We start from the raw sequence: 19,421 nt of genomic DNA on the forward strand, positions 1-19,421 counted from the left end.
AGTTCGTCACGGGGCGTCGACTGACGATGAATATCGAGCGTCTGTCCGAGCCCTTCGAGGATTCGATGGAGTGCGCGATACCGTGAATAATGCTGCCAGCAGTTGACGTACTGGAACTCGGCATCCAGGACTTTCTGGCGAAGCTGGTCGCCCATGTACTTCGCGACGCAGGTCTTTCCTACCCCGCTCGGCCCGTGCATGATGACCGTCTCGGGGTTTCGCCGTCGGCGATCGGCGCGAGCGTCTCCGAGAGGTACGTCGTTTCCGCGTCTCGATGCTCGAGATCCCCAGGGACGAACTCTTGGCGGAGCACTCGAGCGTCCGTGATCATCTGCGCTACCTGACTCATTCATCGTCGCCGGTATAAAATGGTCGCGGGGCCGTTTCCAGAACTTCCAGAACTCGCAGTCCCGGCTCGTCTCACTCGGATAGAGTGGTTACGCGAAGTTCGGTATTGACTTCGTAGAGGTATCCACGCTCGATCAGCCGTTGTGATCGCGTGTTCGGCGTCCGCTGCTCGAGTGCCAGCTCGTCGGACTCGATGAGTACGTCGATCGCCCGTTCGCGGCTAATCGCCGGAGCCTGGCCACCGCTGTCATCGGTACCCGAGTCGGTGATATGGGCCGAAAGCACGGTGTACGCGTCCGTGATCCATTTTGGAAGCGGAGGGCGCGGATCAACGGTTAGAGACATCTATCACTTCACCCGTGTGTGTACTCCTCACGACCATACCGCTTAATTGTACCTCCTGATATCAATCCAAAATCGAAGAGACGGCAGTGCGATACACGCACGGGGATGCCGAGAAACACCGAAATCAGACTTCGGATGTGGATTCGAACTTCGCCATTGGCGCGTGCGATACTATTCCGTCTCGTTCTCGATATCAATGCCGCCGAAACTTCGGCTACTCTCGGCGACATCTGCGGGCTCGATCGGTGACGGCCACTTCCCATATGGTGTCGGCATACGCGTACTCGTATCACTGAGCGATAAGAAAGGTTATTTGCTGGGTCGGGGGACCGACGTCACGAGCGCAGTCGATTACTCCCTGCAAATCACCGACTCCCAGGTCTGCGACGGTTAACCGGATAGCGCATGGCCGTCCTGGAATGACGCCGGAACGAGACGGTCTGTGTTGGAACGGAACTACCCCAATCTCTATGTAGCTCTGCCGTCAATTAAATGCAGGCGAATCGCATGGCACCGGCGACCCCCATCACGAAACATGATGAACTCGACTCGGCGAAGCGGGGGGTTGTTTATAAGCGTCGTACTGCCGTCTGCCAACTGTTGCCCGTCACGCAGAATGATGGGCGCTGCAGGATTTGAACCCGCGGCAGCTTGGTCCGAAGCCAAGTACTCTGTCCAGACTGAGCTAAGCGCCCTCACCACGTTCGTTTCCGGCGGTTCCGTATAAGTCACTCGATTCCTATCCGTTCTGATAGTGATCAGCACACTCGAGCGAGCTGCCCCCCCCCCCTCGGTCACGCGTTCCCAGTCGGTGAAAATCAGCTCCGAAAGTATTTATCGTCGGGATCGAACGGTCAACTATCCCATGACGGTGAACGAGACCCCGGCATCCGACGGCGGACAGTCCAGCGATGCGACGCTCGAGTTGCGCACCGACGACGAGCGGGTCTGGACCGCCACTCCCGTCGACGCGACCGAAGACGAGCGGGTGAGCGCGTGGCTCTCGGTCGCCGACGAGGACCTCTGTGATCTCGAGGCGTGGCGATAACGGCCGGGCCTGATCCGGAGGGAAGCTGCGCGCGAAGTGCCCTGCATCCCCTGTCGACGGCACACCGTTCCGAACCAATCGTTCGCCGGCAGATCGTACCGTTTAACCGCTCCGACTGAGCAGATGCGGCCATGACAGCGGGGGAGACGCTCCGTGGGTTGCTCGAGCTGACGCGGCCGGTGAACGTGATCGCCGCGAGCGTGCTGACGTTTATCGGCGCGTTCGTCGCCGGCGGCGTGACGACGCACTCACTCGAGGTGGCAACAGCAGTGGCGGCGACAGGGCTGGCGGTCGGTGCCGGGAACGCGATCAACGACTACTTCGACCGGGAGATCGACCGGATCAACCAGCCGGATAGGGCGATACCTCGAGGCGCGGTCAGTCCGCGGGGTGCGCTCGTGTTCAGCATCGTGCTCTTTCTGGGCTCCGTCGGACTGGCGCTGACCCTTCCCCTGCTGGCCATCGTGCTCGCAGGCGTCAATCTCGTCGCGCTGGTCGCCTACACGGAGGTGTTCAAGGGGCTCCCGGGGCTCGGCAACGCCCTGGTCGCTTACCTCGTGGGGAGTACGTTCCTCTTCGGCGCCGCGGCTGTCGGCGAGATCGGGCCCGCGGCCGTCCTCTTCTTGCTGGCGGCCGTCGCGACGCTGACACGCGAGATCGTCAAGGACGTCGAAGACCTCGAAGGGGACCGCGAGGAGGGGCTCAATACGCTTCCGATCGCGATCGGCGAGCGGCGCGCCCTGCTCGTCGCGACGGTGCTGCTCGTCGTCGCCGTTCTCGCGAGTCCGCTCCCGTACCTCCTCGAGTACTTCGGGACGGCGTATCTCCTGTTGGTGCTTCCGGCCAACGCGATCATGCTCTATGCGGCCTACGAGAGCTTCGAGGACCCGACGGCGGGCCAGTCCCACCTCAAGTACGGGATGTTTCTCGCCGCCGTCGCGTTCATCGCCGGTCGCGCCGCCCTCGAGGCCACTGCGGTAGCCTGAGCGCACGATCGGGTGCTCGACGGGTAACGACCGTTCGGAGATTATGTGTAATCAAAAGTACTATTACCGAGTTGGTGTATTTTCACACCAAACACTCGAGTCCGCAGCGGGTATGCCAGCTGTCCGTCCAATAGCTGCGAAGAGAGTGAGTGAATGTCTGGTATGTATGAGTTAGCAGACGTCCTTCCGGATACAGAAGTCGACGCCGGGACGAACGTGCTCGTCGCGGGTCCGCCACTGACGGGGAAGCGATCGATCGCACTCGGCATCCTCGAGAGCGGTGCGAACCGCGGCGATGGATCGATCGCCATCACGACGAAAGACAGCGCCGACGTCGTCCTCTCGAAACTACCGGACGATGCCGACGTCGGCGTCGTCGACTGCGTGACCAAACAGCGTGGAGTCGGTGCCGTCGAGGACAACTCGCAGGTCAAGTACGCCTCGTCGCCGGTCGACATGACCGGGATCGGGATCAAGCTCTCGGAGTTTCTCCAGGAGTTCTACGACCAGCGGGAGCTACCGCGAAATCGCGTGCTCCTCCACTCGATCTCGACGCTGCTGATGTACTCGGACCTCCAGACGGTGTTTCGGTTCCTGCACGTCTTCACCGGCCGCATTCAGAGTGCGGACGCCCTCGGCGTCTACGTCATCGACTCGACGTCCCACGACGACCAGACGATGAACACGCTCAAACAGCTGTTCGACGCGGTCATCGAGGTGGACGAAGGTGAGGGAGACACCCCCGAGATTCGGACGGCGGGCCTCTCGAGGTGACCACCCCCGGAGCCACGCAACGTTTACCGTTGGCGACGATAGATCCGCTATGCCAGTGAACGCCCCCGATCAGCTTCGGGAGATTCTCGCCGCCGAGACGATCGCCGTCGTCGGCTGCTCGAGTACGCCGGGGAAGGCGGCCCACTACGTTCCGAACTACCTCCTGGAACACGGGTACGACGTGATCCCGGTCAACCCCTACGCCGAGGAGATCTTCGGCCGACACGCGTACGACGCGCTCTCGGACGTCGAGCGGGAGATCGACGTCGTCTGCATCTTCCGGCCGAGCGAGGAGGTCGACGGTATCGTCGACGAGGCACTCGCTCGCGAGGACGTCGACGTGATCTGGGCCCAGCAGGGGATTCGTGACGACGAGGCGGCTGCTCGCGCCGAAGAGGCGGGACGAACCGTCGTTCAGGACCGGTGTATGAAAGTCGACCATCGTCAACTCGTCGCATGATGGCAGTGATTCCAGCAGAACGCAGCCGACACGACGTCACGCTCTCGAATCGCTCGGCGACCCGCAGAAATCAGGCACAGATATTCGTGGGTGTTCCACCCCACCGACAGAGACTTATCGGCCAGAAGAGTACGGGAACATAGAATGTGTGAACGGTCTGGGGACTGTTCGAACGAAGAGACCTGTCAGCTCGTCCTGAGAAACGAGCGAACGGGGATGGAGGTGGTCGAGTATCACTGCAAGGCGCATCTCGTCCTTCGGGTCTGGGAAGTCGAACAGGAAGAGACGTTAGACGTCGTCGACGCCGAAAGACTGTACCAGTAGACCGTCACGCTACCCGAAGGAGGCCGCTGTGCACCGCTACGATGTCCACTCCTCGAACGAGCGATAGATTCCCTTCGAGAGATACCGCTCGCTCGAGTCGGGAAACACCGTGACGATGGTGTCGTGGGGCGTCTCGAGTTCGCCCTCGTCGATCCGTCGGGCGACGCGTTTGGCGGCCACGCTGGCCGCACCGGCGCTCGAGGCGACCAGGTGGCCCTCCTCGCGGGCGAGGCGCTTGAGTTCGTCGTGGGCCTCCGAGTCCGCGACGGCCTGGATGTCGTCGACGAGTTCCGGATCGAACAGTTCGTTGGTCCCCGTGTCGTGAGTGCCGATTCCCTCGGTCTTGTACTCGTCTTCCTCGCGGTCCTCGTCGAAGAGTTCGCCGTACACCGAGCCCTCGGGCTCGACTGCGGTGACGTGGGTCGCGGCGTCCTGCTCTAAGGCGTAGCGAGCGATGCCCATGAGCGTCCCGGCAGTTCCACAGCCGGCGACGACGGCACCGACCTCGCCGTCGAGGGCCTCGTAGATCTCGGGTGCGGTCGTCTCGTAGTGTGCTTCCGTATTCAGCGGGTTCGAGAACTGCTGAGGGACGGCAGCGTCGTCCAGTTCCTCGGCGAGCTGGTTGGCACGGTCGATCGCGCCGCCCATGCCGTCCTCCGTGGGCGTGTTGATGACCTTCGCGCCGAGGGCGCTCATCAACTGCTGTTTCTCGAGGCTGAACCGCTCAGGAACTACGAAGATCGCGTCGAGACCGAGCTGTTCGGCTGCGATCGCGAGGCCGATTCCCGTGTTGCCGGCGGTCGGTTCGATCACCGTGCCGCCGGCCGGCACGTCACCGCGTTCGAGCATCCGTTCGAGCATGTAGCGGCCGATGCGGTCTTTGACGCTTGCACCGGGGTTGAACGACTCGAGTTTGGCGTAAATTCGGACGGTACCGGGCGTCTCGTGGAGGCGGACGAGTGGCGTCCGACCGATCGTCTCGAGCACCGAGTCCACCGGTCGCTCGTGGGTCGTCATCGTTCTGGCAAATGTTGCCCCCGTTGTTAGGTCTTGCTATCCGGTGCATTTCGCCGGACGGCCGCGCCGCTATCCGAATAGATCGTGGAGCCAGAAGTCGGTCGTCGACGGTTACTCGGCGGTCGTATCGCCTGGGCTGGGTTGCTCGTCGCGGCCCTCGGTGGCGTCGTCCGCCTCGTCGCTCTCGCCCTCGAGTTCGGCCTGATCGATCGCCGCGTCGGCGAGAATTTCCTCGCCGTCGATCCCCTGTTCCTCAGCGATCGCGAGCAGCAGTTCGCGCTGTTCGGTTAGCTGGTGGTCGTTCCGTCGGACGGTTTCGTGAGTGTTCTCGACCTCGCCCTCGAGGTTGATAATACGCTTCTGGAGCTCCTGGACCTGCTTGTACATCGCTTCGGCTCGCTCTGACAGCCCCTGAATCTTCTTTGCCGTGCTTCCAAGTCCCATGATCGGTCTTTGGGGGCCATCCTAGTTGGGCCTTTTCCTCTTTCGCGATCGCAGCGTACCGCCGTCCGACTGGCAGTAGCCAAGCGGTGGCCCAAAGACCGGCAAAAGATTTATTACGAACCACGGACAAGCAACTCTTGAACTCGAGGTGAACAGCGATGGTGCTCCGACCAACAGCAAGCACGTGGAGGCAGAACCTCGATATGCCCGCTCAGTTGTTCGGCGACCGTGGAAGCGACGACTACGAACTGTACGAGGAGGACGACGAGTTCGTCCTCACCATCGACATGCCGGGATTCGAGATCGACGAGATCGACCTGGCGTGGGACGACGGCGTCCTGAACGTCGCCGCCGAACACGTCGACGAGGACCGCGGGCGCAAGAAGACGTACCACCGTCGGTTCCGATTCCCCAAGAACATCGCTGAAGACGAGATCAGCGCCGAGTACACGAACGGCGTCCTCGAGGTCAGTCTCCCGACCGCGGACCCGGGAACCCGTGGCATGGAGATCCCTCTCGAGGGAGAGTAAGCCGGCGATTTCGTCGGTGACCGACGACACTCCAGCGTAGTCGGCTCGCCACCCGCCGGTGCCGACGCATCGCCCCCCGGCACACGCCGGTGAACCAGCCACTGTGTCGGCGCGCGTGTCTTCCGCGTCGCGTCGGCCGGTCGTTCTCTTTCCGACGTGCCGACGCGCTCGCGCGTCGACGAAACGAACCACCACACGACCCATGCGACTCCGAGTCAAACCGCTCAAACGGAAGGATGCAGGCAGTGGTCTCGCATCGATCGACCGGGAGGCCATGCGCGAACTCGGCGTCTCGAGCGGCGAGTTCGTCGCGATCGAGGGACGCGAAGGGCGGGTTGTCGCACGGGTCTGGCCCGGTCGCTCCGAGGAAACAGGTCGAGGGATCGTCCGCATCGACGGCCAGCTCCGCCAGGCCGCCGGCGCCCGTATCGACGACGCGGTCTCCGTCGAGCCGGCCGACGTCGAACCGGCCGAGCGCGTCTGGGTCGCCCTCCCGGAGAACGTCCGCCTCCAGGGGGACATCGGCTCCTACCTGAAGGACAAGCTCTCCGAGCGCGCGGTCAGTCCCGGCGATCAGCTCTCGCTCTCGCTCGGCTTCGGCCTCCTCTCGACCCGCTCCGGCCGCCGCCTCCCGCTCACCGTCGTCGACACCGAGCCGAGCGGCACGGTCGTCATCACCGGTGAGACCGAGCTCGAGGTCGTCGATCGGAGCCGCGACGAGCTCTCGATCGAGGCCGACGGTCCGATCGACGCCGGCGCCGAAACGACCGGCGAGAGCCCGGACGTAACCTACGAGGACGTCGGTGGGCTCGACGACGAACTCGAGCAGGTCCGCGAGATGATCGAACTGCCGATGCGCCACCCCGAACTGTTCCGGGCGCTCGGCATCGAACCGCCGAAGGGCGTCCTGCTGCACGGCCCGCCGGGCACCGGCAAGACCCTGATCGCTCGGGCGGTGGCCAACGAGATCGACGCCCACTTCCAGATGATCTCCGGGCCGGAGATCATGTCGAAGTACTACGGCGAGAGCGAAGAGCAGCTCCGTGAAGTGTTCGAGGAGGCCGCCGAGAACGAGCCGGCGATCGTCTTCATCGACGAACTCGACTCGATCGCGCCCAAGCGCGAGGACGTTCAGGGCGACGTCGAACGCCGCGTGGTCGCCCAGCTTCTCAGCCTGATGGACGGCCTCGAGGAACGCGGCGAGATCACCGTCATCGGTACCACCAACCGGGTCGACGCGATCGACCCCGCACTCAGACGGCCCGGCCGGTTCGATCGCGAGATCGAGATCGGCGTCCCGGACGTCGACGGCCGCGACGAGATCCTCCAGATCCACACCCGCGGAATGCCGCTGGCCGAGGACGTCGACCTGGAGCGCTACGCCGAGAACACCCACGGCTTCGTCGGCGCCGACCTCGAGAACCTCGCCAAGGAGGCCGCGATGACGGCCATGCGGCGCATCCGGCCCGAACTCGACCTCGACGAGGAGGAGATCCCGGCCGAGGTGTTAGCGGAGATCGAGGTCACCGTCGACGACTTCAAGCGCGCGCTGCGCGGGATCGAACCCTCCGCGATGCGCGAGGTCTTCGTCGAGGTCCCCGACGTCTCGTGGGACGACGTTGGCGGCCTCGAGGAGGCCAAGAGTCGCCTGCGCGAGACGATCCAGTGGCCGCTCGACCACGGCGACGCCTACGAGCGCGTGAACCTCTCCCCCGCCAAGGGCGTCCTCCTGTACGGCCCGCCGGGCACCGGCAAGACGCTGCTCGCCAAGGCCGTCGCCAACGAGTCGCAGTCGAACTTCATCTCGGTGAAGGGGCCGGAGCTGTTCGACAAGTTCGTCGGCGAGTCCGAGCGAGCCGTCCGCGACGTCTTCGACAAGGCTCGCGCCAACGCGCCGACGATCGTCTTCTTCGACGAGATCGACGCCCTCGCGAGCGAGCGCGGGAGCGGGGTCGGCGACTCCAACGTCGGCGAGCGGGTCGTCAGCCAGCTGCTGACCGAACTCGACGGGCTCGAGGAACTCGAGGACGTCGTCGTCGTCGCGGCCTCGAACCGACCGGAGCTGATCGACGACGCGCTGCTCCGGCCCGGCCGGCTGGACCGCCACGTCGAGGTCGCCGAACCCGACGAGGACGCCCGCCGCGAGATCTTCGAGATCCACACCCGGGATCGGCCGCTCGCCGACGACGTCGATCTCGACGAACTGGCGGCCGAGACGCAGGGGTACACCGGCGCCGACGTCGAGGCCGTCTGCCGCGAGGCGGCGACCATCGCGGTCCGCGAGCACGTCGAGGCCGAGGCCGCCGGCGAGGAGTCCGACGTCGAGGCGATCGAACTCACGGCGGATCACTTCGAGCGGGCGCTCGAGGAGGTCTCCCCCGAGTCGGCCGCCGAGTTCGACGCCGGTCCCGGAGCGGGCGGTCTCGACGACGTGCTCGAGGGTGCCGAGGGCGACGCGTAGCCGCGCCCACCCGTCTTCGCGACCGGCGATACCGTGTTTTCCCACCCCGCTTCCTTGCACTGGCCCCATCAAGAACGATAGCCGCCTTCCCCGAAGGACGTCGTAAGTGAATGATCGACGGCACCAACATCGAGGGCTACGACGGAGGCGCCAGTGGCGATGGAGCGGTCGTCCCAATCGGGTGAGTACGACATGGTCCGACTCACCTATCGACTCGCGGGCTACCTCGGCTCGCTCCTGTTTCTGATCGGCGTGTACGCGACCGTCTACCAGTGGGGGATGGCGACGCTCGAGGGCGAGCCGCGGTCGTGGTACCGGGCGCTCGAGGTCGTCGTCCAGTCGATGACCACCACGGGTTACGGACAGGACGCGCCCTGGGAAACCCTCGAGATGACGCTGCTGATGATGCTGATCCAGCTGACGGGGATCACCTACATCTTCGTCGCCGTCCCGCTGTTCGTCGTCCCGTGGCTCCAGACGATCGTCCAGCCGACGCCGCCCGAGCACGTCAGCGAGCTCGAGGACCACGTCATCGTCGTCGGCTACACCGATCTCTGCGACACGCTCGTCGACGAACTCGAGGCCAGCGGAACGCCGTACGTGATCCTCGAGGCCGACGAGGATCGCGCGCAGGAACTCCACCAGGACGGGCTCACGGTTCTCCACGACGATCCGAAGACCGAGGGCGCGCTCGACGCGGCCCAACTCGAGGACGCGACCGCGGTCGTCGTCGACGCCACCGAGCGCGAGTTCGTGCGGACCATCCTCGCAGTCGAGGAGCGCGACCCCGATGCCTCGGTGTTCGTCCTCGTCGCCGATCCGTCGCGGGCGCGGTACTTCCGCTACGCCGGCGTCGACGAGGTGCTGTCGCCGAAACACCGGCTCGGGAAGGCCCTGGGCGACAGGGTCCGCGACGTGGTCGAGCCCGACCTCGGGGACGAGATCGAACTGGGCGAGGCGTTCGACGTCGTCGAGTTCCTCGTCGATGCAGACGCCGACCTCTTCGGCGAGACCGTCGCCTCGTCCCGCCGACTCGAGGAGACCGGTGCGACCGTCCTCGGCGCGTGGGTTCGCGGCGACTTCGTCACCACGCTCTCCGAGCGCGTCCGCATCGACCGGAACACCGCGCTGCTCGTGGCCGGAACCGAGTCGCAACTCGAGGAAGTCGCCGAACTGACGGGCTCGACGGGCCACCGCTACCGGATGGCGGCCGATCCCGTCGTCGTGATCGGCTCCGGGCTGGTCGGCGGATCGGTGTACGGCTCCCTCGAGCGCGCCGGCCTGGAGACCGTGGTCGTCGACCGCGAGGCCGGCGAGCACGTCGACGTCGTCGGCGACGCGACGACCGAGGAGACGCTCCTCGAGGCGGGGATCGAGGACGCCGGCACGCTAGTGATCGCCCTCGAGACCGACGACGACGCGATCCTCACGGCGCTTACCGCGCGCGAACTCAATCCGGACCTCGAGATCATCGTCGGGGCCAACACCGCCGAGAGCGTCAGCGCGCTTCGAACCGCGGGGGCGGACTACGTGCTCGCGCTGCCGAACGTCGCGGGGCGCATGGTCACTCTCCGGGTCTTCGAGCGCGAGGTCATGACGCTCGGCGATCGGCTGCACCTGCGCCAGCTAGACGCATCCGAAATCGTGGGCGACGAGCTCTCGGAGGCGGCGGTCCGCCGGGAGACGGGGTGTACCGTCGTCGCGCTCGAGCGCGACGGCGACCTCCACACCGACGTCGACGGGATGCGGTTCGAGGCCGACGACTCCCTGGTCGTCGCGGGGACCGACCGCCAGATCGGCCAGTTTCGAGACGCCTACGGCGCCGACTGACTGTCCGAACGGGTTCGAACGACGGACACTCACGCCGAGACGACGGTGCGAAGGGAAATTCGTTCTCGAGCCGTACGACGGGATATGTCGGGCGACTCGGGCTTCGACCCGGAAGATCCGGAGCAGGCGGAGATCGGCCGCGAGATGGTCGACCAGAGCACCGGCCTCGGCTCCGTCGCGGCGCACCTCTACAGGGGCGAGATGGAGCGCACCGTCGAGTGGCGCGATCGACTCGACACCACCACCAACTGGGCGGTGACCGTGATGTCGGCCATCGTCGCGTACGCCTTCTCCGGCGAGGTGTCCCACGCGGTGATCCTCGCCGGGCTCATGATGGGCACCGTTTTCCTGTTCATCGAAGCGCGGCGGTTCCGCGACTACGACATCTGGCGCTCACGCGTCCGCGTGCTCCAGGAAAACCTCTTCGCGAACGCGCTCGATCCCTCCGAGGGCGTCGAACACGACGCATGGCGCGCGGAACTGAGCGGAGACTACCGCGATCCGACGCCGAACATCAGTTACCGCGGTGCGTTCAGTCACCGGCTCCGGCGGGTCTACCTCCCGTTGATGACCGCGATGTTGCTCGGCTGGATCTTCCACATCTGGGCGTTCAACCCGGACCAGCCGTTCCTCGAGAGCGCGTCACTTCCGGGAATCGACGGCGTCTACGTCGTCATCGCCGTCGCCATCTACTACGTCACATTGTTCGTCCTCGCTGTCCCGCTCTCCCCGAAGGAACGTGGGGAATCCGGCGCGGCCGATCACGGCGACCTCGAGTGATCACGCACTTTTTGCACTCTCGTTAACTAGTCAGCTCGTATGTCAGTTCAGATATCCAGCGTGCTCGCGGACGGTATCGAGCGAACGCTGGCCAGAAACGGACTCCTGTTGGTCCTCGCGTTCTTCGTGATTGCGGCCGTTCAGACCCTCTTCACACCGGTTGGATCTGAACTAGAACCGAACGCTTCGCCGATCGTCGGGGGACCGGCGATAGGTTGGCTCGTTGCCACTGTGGCCTCGCTGTTGGGTCTCTATCTCACGATCGTGGCACTTCGGACGTTCGTTACCGACGAGCGGGATACGATTCCGGACGCAGCCCTTCGCGACCGACCGGTGTGGACGTTTCTGAACGTCCTCGTCGGGTACATCGTCTTCACGATAGTGGTCGCGGTCGGGCTCGTCCTGCTCATCGTTCCGGGGCTCTTCCTGCTCGTCGCGCTGTGGTTCTTCGACGTCTACGTCGCGGTCGAGGACGACGACTTCGTGACGGGGATGCAGCGAAGTTGGTCGCTCACGTCCGGCCACCGCCTCAGTCTGTTTGGTCTCGGGGTCGCCGTGATCCTGATCATCGCCGCGATATCGGTCCCGTTCTCGATCCTCGAGGCCATCGTCGGTGGCGTTCTCGGCTCGCTGATCGCCCAACTCGGCGGTGCGTTCACCGCCGTCTACATCTACGCGACGACGGCGGTCGCGTTCACACAGCTTCGAGATCCGGTAGTCGGAGCCGAGACGCAGTCCGAAACGACTGACGACTGGGGCTCGTCGACTGACGACTATCGTAGCCACTGAAAGTCAGTGCACACCCGATTTCACGGCGAGCGTGTCGTCTCCAGTCAACGTCGCTCGTTGCTCGAGATCCGTCGTCGCAGCGGGTTCGCCGATACGACCGAAAAATACTGCACCGGGAGACGGGTCACGGTCGATCACAGACGAAAGGCCCTTAAGTTCCAATCGTCTACCATAGTATGGATAGGTCGGGCAGTTTGGCCCTGCTCGTTACCCGCGCTATGGTCATTAGCGGGGACCGAACGCCGCGGGCGTCCGGTCAGACCGACCGGGGCCCCGGGAGCCAACATGGAAGCCTCGTCCGTCGGGGACAGCGGTCTACGGTGGCCGTCCGCAGGGACGACCCATCGTGGTTAGCCGGCGACAGCCCATCAGGCGCGGAAGCGAGCAGTGGACCGCCGGACACCTGTCGCTCGACGGGTCGCGGGGTGGAGAAGGCAACCGGGATTCCCCCGGGCGGAACGCCGGGCAACCGCGGCCCTCCACACTCATACTTCATACCGACGAAACCCCACAGAGCAGCCGCGCCGTTCGTTTTTTCGATCGACGAGGCCGACTCATCCGATGGCGAGACACATCGTCCCGGTGACCGCGGTCGCCGTCACCGGCCGCGCGTCGTGCCGACGAACTTTCGCTCCTCGCGTCGTCGAACCTCGCATGAGCGACGACGATCGCACGCTGCTGACGCGACGTCGTGCTCTCGTCGGCGGGGGATTCCTCGCGGTCGGCGGAGCCACGGCGTGGACGTTCCGTCCGGACCCGGTGAGCGACAGCGAAGGCTGGAGCGAACGCGCCCGCATGCCGACCGAGCGCGGCGAAATGAAAGGTGCCGTCCTCGAGGACCGGATCTACGTCCCCGGCGGATTGACGGGGCTCGGAGACTCGACTGCCCGGACGGACGTCTACGATCCGAACGCCGACGAGTGGGAGGAAGGAATCCCGATGCCCGAACCGCTGAACCACCACGCCGCGGCGGCGCTGGACGGAACGCTTTACGTCGTCGGCGGGAACCGCGAGTTCGACGACCCGCCCGAAGACCACGTCTTCGCGTACGATCCCGACGCCGACGCGTGGACAGAGCTGGACCCGCTTCCAGAGGGACGCTGGGGGCACGAACTCGTCGCGTACGACGGTCGACTGTACGTCGTCGGCGGACGAACGACCGACACGCACGACCTACTGATCTTCGACGGTGAAGACTGGGACCGCGGTCCCCCGATCCCGACGCCTCGCGATCACCTCGCCGCCGAGGTCTTCGAGGATCGAATACTGGCCGTCAGCGGCCGCTGGGACGGTGAGAACGATCCGGCGGTCGAGGCCTACGATCCCGAGGACAACGAGTGGGCGTCGATCGACGCGGAGCCGACCGCTCGCAGTGGCACCGCAGGGGCCGTCGTCGACGGACGGTTTCACCTCGGCGGCGGCGAGGACCCGTCGACGCTCACCGGCTGGACGACGGACGCCCACGAGGTCTTCGACGGCGAGAACTGGAGGGACGCGCCGGCCGTCCCGCTCCCGCTGCACGGCCCGACGGCGCTAACCCACGACGACGCCGTCTACGTCATCGGCGGCGCGTGGCGACACGGGCTCTTCTCTGCGACGGCCTGGAGCGATCGGACGTTCGTCTACGAGCCCTGAACGGATCCGAGGTTCGAACTGTCAAAAAACGTTCCGCCGACGTCCGGAATGCGCCTACTCGGCCGGCTGTCCGATCTGTTGGCGACCCTCGAGTTCGAGGCCGCCCTCGAGCGTCCGGACGGGATAGGGGATATCGATGCCTTCCTCGTCGAACCGCTGTTTGACGGCGGTGATGTACTCGCCCTTGGTGCGGACGAAGTCCGCTCGCGACGGATCCGCGATCCAGATTCGCGACTGGAGGCCGACGTCGGAGTCGTTGAGTTCGGTCAGACGGACGGAGGGCGCGGGGTCGTCCATGATCTCCGGGTGGCGTTCGGCCTCCTCGATAATGACGTCGGTCGCCTGCTGGATGTCGTCGCCGTAGCCGATGCCAAAGACGAACTTCAGCCGGAGTTTCCCGCCGTCGACGGGGTTCTTGACGACGCCGCCGGTGAGCGCCGAGTTGGGAACCGTCAGCAGTTCGTTGTCGAAGGTTCGGACGCGAGTGACGCGGAGGCTGATGTCCTCGACGATACCGGAGTAGTCGCCGCCGTCCCACTCGATCCAGTCACCGATCCGGAACGGCTTGTCGGCGTAGATGAAGATTCCTGCGACGAAGTTCGAGATGACGTTCTGCATCGCCAGACCGACTGCCAGTGCGCCGGCCGCAGCGATGCCGGCCAGCGATACGAGGAAGTTCTCGAACCCGGCGAAGCCGAACGCGGCTGCGACCGCGATGAAGCCGATACCGAACTTCGTGAGCATCAGCAGCGGGTTTCTGGCGTGTTGGTCCAGACCTCGCTGATCGAACGCGCGATCGGCCAGTGGGACGATAACCAGCCGTCCGATCATCCAGACGACGGCGAAGGCGACGGCGAACCGGAGCGCCGCGATCACGCTCGCCGTGATCGCCGCCGTGCTGATTCCGTCAGCCTGTGCCAGTACTGCGCCCGCACTCATCGGTACAGTACTGCCGTGTGTCCTCGGGTATCGACGAGTTCGGCGTTGACCTGGTCGGCGAGGTCGGCTGCTTTCTCTTCGGTGGAGCTACCGGCACGGGCCGCTCGCAGGAACTTCACCTTCACGAGGTCCCTGTCCGAGAGCTGATCGTTGAGTTCGTCGACGACCGAATCGACACCGCTCTTGCCGACCCAGACCGTAACGTCGAGGTCGTGGGCCTGGCGTTTGCGTTCCTCTTGATTCATAGCACTGCGTAACAACGCAAACCGTTTGAATCTTCGTAATGCAGAATCTCGCGCCCCCGAGCGCCGTACCACACCTACTCCTGGTAGGGGTACCGCGCATGGGCGCCGCAGTCGCAGGTCACGACGACGTGACCGTCCTGGAGTCGAACGCGGGCGTTCTTCCCCGGTCGAAGATACGCGTCACAGGAGTCGCAGGTGAACCGCCGAAACTGCCGCGGGAGCGTGAGCCGATTTCGCTCCGCGACGCGGCGGGCGAGCCGGACGTAGTAGCGAGCGCGGTCGTCCTCGCCCGAGGCGGCCGCCGCTCGAGCCAGTTCGTGGAGCCGTTCGATTCGCTCGGCGGCGACGTTCACGGGAGCGTGTTTCGCCGGTCGCCCTATTGATGTTACGTTCCGGCGATTCGGCGGGCCACGAGGCGGTACCGTTTTGATTCCGTCCGGAAACGTGTCGACCAGCGCCGTGCGCGTGCTCAACTACCTCGAGTGGCCCTCGCTGTTCGCCCGGAGCGGGATCGGAACCGCCACCGACCAGCAGCGAGCGGCGCTCGAACGCCTCGCGGACGAACGGGACCGCGAGCTCGAACTGGTAACCGACCCGTGGCCCGACACGCTGCGGACGATTCCGGAACGAGTCGTCGACGGAACGCCGGTGATAGCCGACTACGACGTCGCCCACTGCAACGGGATCGGTCCCGGGTCGGTCGCGGTCGCCCGCCACGCGAACCGTACCGGCCGACCGCTGCTCTTGCACGCCCACGTCACCCGCGAGGACTTCCGCGACAGTTTCCGCGGGTCGAATCGCCTCGCGGAACCGCTGGGACGGTATCTGCGCTGGTTCTACTCGCAGGCGGATCTCGTCTACTGTCCGAGCGAGCAGACGAAGCGTCACCTCGAGTCCTATCCGGTCGATGCGCCGGTCGAACCGATCACGAACGGCGTCGGTCTGGCTTCGCTCGAGGGGTACGAACGGTTTCGCGACCCGGTCCGGGATCGACTCGACCTCGAGGGACTGGTCGTCTTCGCGGTCGGGAACGTCTTCGAGCGAAAGGGGCTCTCGACGTTCTGTCGACTCGCCCGACGGACGCCCTACGAGTTCGTCTGGTTCGGCCCCTACGACCGGGGACCCCACGCGAGCCGAGCCGTCACCCGCTGGACGGGCGATCCGCCGACGAACGTCACGTTCACCGGCTGGATCGAAGACAAGCGCGGCGCCTTCGGTGCCGGTGACGTCTTCTGTTTTCCTACCCACGCCGAAAACCAGGGGATCGCCGTCCTCGAGGCGATGGCCTGCGAGAAACCCGTCGTCCTCCGTGATCTTCCGGTGTTCGACGAGTTCTACACCGACGGCGTCGACTGCCTGAAATGCGACACGGAACGTGAGTTTCGCCGAGCCCTCGACCGTCTCGCCCGTGATCCCGCCCTGCGTCGACGGCTGGGCGAGCGGGCCCGCGAGACCGCGAAAGCCCACGGACTCGAGCGAGTCGGAACACGACTGTACAGGCGGTATCGCCGCCTCTGTGACCAGTACCGGTAGGCGCAGACTAAAATGACAATGTCAATGAGTATCACCTTTATTTATCAATGTATGGCCGGACATAGAACGCAAACTTGTTATATCCCAGTGACGAACCGATCCATCTGAACGGAATGAATCGTAATTCAACTAATCCTGGTGACGGCGTGAGTCGCCGATCCGTTTTGGCCACAGCTGCGTCCGGTCTCGCCCTCTCGACCAGCGGCTGTATCGACCGCGTCGGAAGCGTCGTCGGCCAGGATGTCACAGACCGCCTTGCCCTCTCCATCACGACGGTCCCCGCGGACAGCGACAGAGAAGCCGTTCGGATCGCCCGCCACCTCGAGGCCAATCTCGAGGCGGTCGGTGCCGACGTCTCCATCGACATGCGGTCGCCCTCCGAGTTCCTCCAGACGGTCCTGATCGACCACGATTTCGACCTCTACGTCGGCCGCCACCCCGGCGGCTTCGATCCGGACTTCCTCTACGGCGCCCTCCACTCCAGGTACGCCGACGAGCGCGGCTGGCAGAACCCGTTCGGGTTCGACGAAACCCAGCCAGAGAGCCTCTCCGGGACCCCGTCCCCGTCCAGGGACCTGTCCGAGACCGCACCTGGGGGGCCGTCTATCGACGAGCTACTCGAGGAACAGCGCCGGACGAACACTGACGACGACCGCAGAGACGTCATCGCCGACCTGCTCGAGGAGGTGGTCGAACAGAAGCCGTTCGACCCCATCTGCTTTCCCGAGGAGTACCGGGTCGCCCGGACCGAGCACTTCGGTGCCTGGGACGTCGACGACGACGGAGCGAACGATGGGCACCTCCCGACGCGACACGGATTTCTCGGCCTCGAGCCAGAGCCCGGTGTCGACCAGTTGCGCGCGCTCATCACGGACACGCGGCCGACGCGCAACCTGAACCCGCTCTCGGCGACGATTCGGGACCGAGGCACGATCGTCAACCTGCTGTACGACTCGCTGCTGACCGAACACCAAGGGGAACTCGTCCCCTGGCTCGCCGAGTCCGTCGAGTGGGAGGACGGAAGCCTCCACATCACACTTCGGGAGGAGTGTCCGTTCCACGACGACGATGACGACGACGAGGCGGACAGATACGTGACCGCCGAGGACGTCGCATTTACTTACGAGTTCCTCGCGGACACCTCGTACGGTGAAGCGGACACCCCCTCTCCCGCACCGCGGTACCGAAGTCAGACCTCGATGATCGACGATCCGAGCAAGGATATCGTCGTCGAGGACTTTCTCGAGGACGACTCCTACGAGCTTCGGATCGACGTGGCGACCAACATCGAGTCCGTCGCCAGGCGTGCACTGACCGTTCCGATCCTCCCGAAACACCGCTGGGAGAATCAGGTCGAGTCCCGAACCGAGAGTGCGGAGGCTCCCCAGGGCGAGTGGGGACTCGTCACGATGAGCAACATCCCGGCCATCGGCAGCGGGCCGTTCCGCTTCGAGGACAGCAGCCAGCGCGAATCGCTCACCCTCGAGCGCTTCGAGGACCACTTCACGCAGGACGACGACGACCTCCCCGATATCGACGTCGAGTCGATCCAGTTCGGGATCGACCCCGGGAGCACCGCGGTCGAGCGCGTCGCAAACGACGGCGCAGACGTGACGGCCTCGATGCTCAGCACACACGCCCTCAAGGGTAGACTCGAGGGGGACGGGGAGTGGCTCGACGACGACGAGACGTCCGAGACGAGGTGGATCGGACCGCGACAGTCACGAATGTTCTACCACGTCGGGTTCAACACCCGTGCTGCGGCGTTCGGTGACTCCAGCGTTCGACGCCTCGTCTCCCAACTGCTCGATAAGTCCTGGATCATCGACGACGTGTTCGGGAACCGCGCGAAGCCTATCGCGGCGCCGTTGTCCGACGAGTGGGTTCCCGACACGCTCGCGATGGACGAAGACGACGAGGAGCCGGTGACGCCGTTCTTCGGATCCGACGGCGAACTCGACGTCGACGCGGCGCGGGACGCGTTCGAGGACGCTGGCTTCCGGCACGACGAGCAGGGATGGCTCCTCAGGAACGATGATACCTGAGGGGACGATACTTACCGAGGTACTGACGCAGCTCGTCGTCGTCGTCACGATCGCGCTCCTGCTCTCGATCGGTCTCTTCGTCGGTCGCGAGCGCCTCGTCGAGACGACAGCGGCGTGGCGCTCCCGGTTTCGAGCGTCGGCACCGGCAATCGGCGTCTTGCTCGTCGTCCTATTACTCAACAGAGTCGTCCGCTGGCGGGGTGACCAGATCTCCAGCGCGGTCGGGGGAATCCATATGACCGAGACGTTCTACCGCTTCGAGGGAGAGTTCATCCTGCTCTTCCAGTCGATCGCGACCGACGAGCTAACGATGTACTTCTCGGCGATCTACATCTACGGCTACACGTTCATGCTCGTCTTTCCGGTCGTCGCGTACTTCGCGCTCTCGGACAGCCGGATCTTCCGGCGACTGCTGACCGCGTACTCGCTCAACTATCTCCTCGGCCTCAGCCTCTACCTGCTGGTCATCGCCTACGGCCCGCGAAACGTGATGCCCGAGGTGCTGGAGGTAACGATGCTGTACGACAACAGTCCGCAGTACCAGCACCTCACCCGGGAGGTCAACCGCCCCACGAACGTCTTCCCGTCGCTACACACCTCGCTTGCGGCCATCGTCGCGATGTTCGCCTACACGACGCGCTCGAGCTATCCGAAGTGGTTCCCCGTCGCGGTCGTCCTCGCGATCAGCGTCGCGATATCGACGATGTATCTGGGAATCCACTGGGCGATCGACGTCGTCGCCGGCCTCGCGCTCGCAGCGATCTGCGTCGTTCTCTCGGACCACCTCGTCGGCCGCTGGTCGCTCACGGAGCTGTACGAGTCCGCGAGACACCGGCTGGAGGAGCGACGACGTAACGGCGAGTAACGATGCGGCGCTCCACAGCGCAA

The 19,421-nt window shown here is 64.9% G+C and carries 20 protein-coding genes, 1 tRNA gene, 1 other RNA gene and 1 pseudogene; 15 read left to right on the top strand and 8 right to left on the bottom strand.

Translation table 11 applies throughout. The features are described 5' to 3' along the window. The 3 genes and pseudogenes from CV102_RS27320 to CV102_RS24980 all read right to left on the bottom strand — a co-directional run. Window positions 1-331 (bottom strand): annotated as a pseudogene (locus CV102_RS27320) (AAA family ATPase); the annotation flags it as partial. An 89-nt stretch (window positions 332-420) separates the two neighbouring features. Next, on the bottom strand, window positions 421-693 hold the full coding sequence (locus tag CV102_RS24975; protein WP_148860713.1) for a hypothetical protein: 273 nt from the start codon (window positions 691-693) through the stop codon (window positions 421-423). A gap of 620 nt (window positions 694-1,313) precedes the next feature. After that, window positions 1,314-1,388, bottom strand: a tRNA-Arg gene (locus CV102_RS24980). A gap of 170 nt (window positions 1,389-1,558) precedes the next feature. Between CV102_RS24980 and CV102_RS24985 the strand changes: the two genes are divergently transcribed. From CV102_RS24985 to CV102_RS25005, 5 genes are all read left to right on the top strand, one after another. Next, window positions 1,559-1,741, top strand: coding sequence for a DUF7511 domain-containing protein (locus tag CV102_RS24985; RefSeq protein ID WP_148860714.1), 183 nt, complete (start codon window positions 1,559-1,561; stop codon window positions 1,739-1,741). A gap of 131 nt (window positions 1,742-1,872) precedes the next feature. After that, window positions 1,873-2,727 carry a geranylgeranylglycerol-phosphate geranylgeranyltransferase gene (locus CV102_RS24990; protein WP_148860715.1) on the top strand — a complete coding sequence of 285 codons (855 nt, stop codon included), beginning with the start codon at window positions 1,873-1,875 and terminating at the stop codon, window positions 2,725-2,727. Between the two features lie 162 nt (window positions 2,728-2,889). Further along, on the top strand, window positions 2,890-3,501 hold the full coding sequence (locus CV102_RS24995; RefSeq protein ID WP_148860716.1) for an RAD55 family ATPase: 612 nt from the start codon (window positions 2,890-2,892) through the stop codon (window positions 3,499-3,501). A gap of 49 nt (window positions 3,502-3,550) precedes the next feature. After that, the gene (locus tag CV102_RS25000; RefSeq protein WP_148860717.1) at window positions 3,551-3,961 is read left to right on the top strand and encodes a CoA-binding protein; all 411 of its coding nucleotides are present in this window, start codon (window positions 3,551-3,553) and stop codon (window positions 3,959-3,961) included. Window positions 3,962-4,105: 144 nt separating this feature from the next. Next, entirely contained in the window at window positions 4,106-4,285 is a 180-nt protein-coding gene (locus CV102_RS25005; protein WP_148860718.1) for a hypothetical protein, read from the top strand. Window positions 4,286-4,321: 36 nt separating this feature from the next. On the opposite strand, the gene CV102_RS25010 is transcribed toward CV102_RS25005, so the two are convergent. Together CV102_RS25010 and CV102_RS25015 are read right to left on the bottom strand one after the other, a co-directional pair. Continuing rightward, entirely contained in the window at window positions 4,322-5,302 is a 981-nt protein-coding gene (locus CV102_RS25010) for a PLP-dependent cysteine synthase family protein (protein ID WP_148860719.1), read from the bottom strand. Between the two features lie 111 nt (window positions 5,303-5,413). Further along, window positions 5,414-5,746 carry a DUF5798 family protein gene (locus tag CV102_RS25015; protein ID WP_148860720.1) on the bottom strand — a complete coding sequence of 111 codons (333 nt, stop codon included), beginning with the start codon at window positions 5,744-5,746 and terminating at the stop codon, window positions 5,414-5,416. Between the two features lie 158 nt (window positions 5,747-5,904). Here CV102_RS25015 and CV102_RS25020 point away from each other — a divergent pair, with 158 nt between their 5' ends. The 7 genes from CV102_RS25020 (at window position 5,905) to CV102_RS25050 (ending at window position 13,771) form a co-directional block, all read left to right on the top strand. After that, a complete protein-coding gene (locus tag CV102_RS25020; RefSeq protein WP_148860721.1) occupies window positions 5,905-6,276 on the top strand; it encodes an Hsp20/alpha crystallin family protein in 372 nt (123 codons plus the stop codon). Window positions 6,277-6,478: 202 nt separating this feature from the next. Next, a complete protein-coding gene (locus CV102_RS25025) occupies window positions 6,479-8,737 on the top strand; it encodes a CDC48 family AAA ATPase (protein WP_148860722.1) in 2,259 nt (752 codons plus the stop codon). Between the two features lie 192 nt (window positions 8,738-8,929). Continuing rightward, the gene (locus CV102_RS25030; protein WP_148860723.1) at window positions 8,930-10,567 is read left to right on the top strand and encodes a potassium channel family protein; all 1,638 of its coding nucleotides are present in this window, start codon (window positions 8,930-8,932) and stop codon (window positions 10,565-10,567) included. A gap of 84 nt (window positions 10,568-10,651) precedes the next feature. Then, window positions 10,652-11,347, top strand: coding sequence for a DUF2270 domain-containing protein (locus CV102_RS25035; protein ID WP_148860724.1), 696 nt, complete (start codon window positions 10,652-10,654; stop codon window positions 11,345-11,347). A 39-nt stretch (window positions 11,348-11,386) separates the two neighbouring features. Continuing rightward, window positions 11,387-12,136 carry a hypothetical protein gene (locus CV102_RS25040; RefSeq protein ID WP_148860725.1) on the top strand — a complete coding sequence of 250 codons (750 nt, stop codon included), beginning with the start codon at window positions 11,387-11,389 and terminating at the stop codon, window positions 12,134-12,136. Window positions 12,137-12,309: 173 nt separating this feature from the next. After that, window positions 12,310-12,622: signal recognition particle sRNA (ffs, locus tag CV102_RS25045), an RNA gene on the top strand. Window positions 12,623-12,790: 168 nt separating this feature from the next. Continuing rightward, the gene (locus CV102_RS25050; protein WP_187433111.1) at window positions 12,791-13,771 is read left to right on the top strand and encodes a Kelch repeat-containing protein; all 981 of its coding nucleotides are present in this window, start codon (window positions 12,791-12,793) and stop codon (window positions 13,769-13,771) included. Between the two features lie 54 nt (window positions 13,772-13,825). Here the strand turns inward: CV102_RS25050 and CV102_RS25055 are convergent, their stop codons facing one another. The 3 genes from CV102_RS25055 to CV102_RS25065 form a co-directional block, all read right to left on the bottom strand. After that, window positions 13,826-14,710 carry a mechanosensitive ion channel family protein gene (locus tag CV102_RS25055; RefSeq protein WP_148860727.1) on the bottom strand — a complete coding sequence of 295 codons (885 nt, stop codon included), beginning with the start codon at window positions 14,708-14,710 and terminating at the stop codon, window positions 13,826-13,828. After that, window positions 14,707-14,955 (bottom strand): YhbY family RNA-binding protein, encoded by a 249-nt coding sequence (locus tag CV102_RS25060; protein WP_148860728.1) that lies wholly within the window; start codon window positions 14,953-14,955, stop codon window positions 14,707-14,709. The genes CV102_RS25055 and CV102_RS25060 overlap by 4 nt, the downstream gene beginning before the upstream one ends. A gap of 74 nt (window positions 14,956-15,029) precedes the next feature. Next, window positions 15,030-15,308, bottom strand: a complete 279-nt coding sequence (locus tag CV102_RS25065; protein WP_148860729.1) for a ribonuclease P protein component 4 — start codon at window positions 15,306-15,308, stop codon at window positions 15,030-15,032. 106 nt (window positions 15,309-15,414) lie between these two features. Between CV102_RS25065 and CV102_RS25070 the strand changes: the two genes are divergently transcribed. The 3 genes from CV102_RS25070 (at window position 15,415) to CV102_RS25080 (ending at window position 19,398) form a co-directional block, all read left to right on the top strand. After that, the gene (locus CV102_RS25070) at window positions 15,415-16,488 is read left to right on the top strand and encodes a glycosyltransferase family 4 protein (protein ID WP_148860740.1); all 1,074 of its coding nucleotides are present in this window, start codon (window positions 15,415-15,417) and stop codon (window positions 16,486-16,488) included. A 113-nt stretch (window positions 16,489-16,601) separates the two neighbouring features. Further along, window positions 16,602-18,533: an ABC transporter substrate-binding protein gene (locus CV102_RS25075; RefSeq protein ID WP_148860730.1), complete on the top strand. Its 1,932-nt coding sequence runs from the start codon at window positions 16,602-16,604 to the stop codon at window positions 18,531-18,533. Between the two features lie 7 nt (window positions 18,534-18,540). Further along, entirely contained in the window at window positions 18,541-19,398 is an 858-nt protein-coding gene (locus CV102_RS25080; protein ID WP_148860741.1) for a phosphatase PAP2 family protein, read from the top strand. Window positions 19,399-19,421 lie beyond the last annotated feature (23 nt).

The organism is Natronococcus pandeyae, from assembly GCF_008122205.1.
Classification (GTDB): domain Archaea; phylum Halobacteriota; class Halobacteria; order Halobacteriales; family Natrialbaceae; genus Natronococcus; species Natronococcus pandeyae.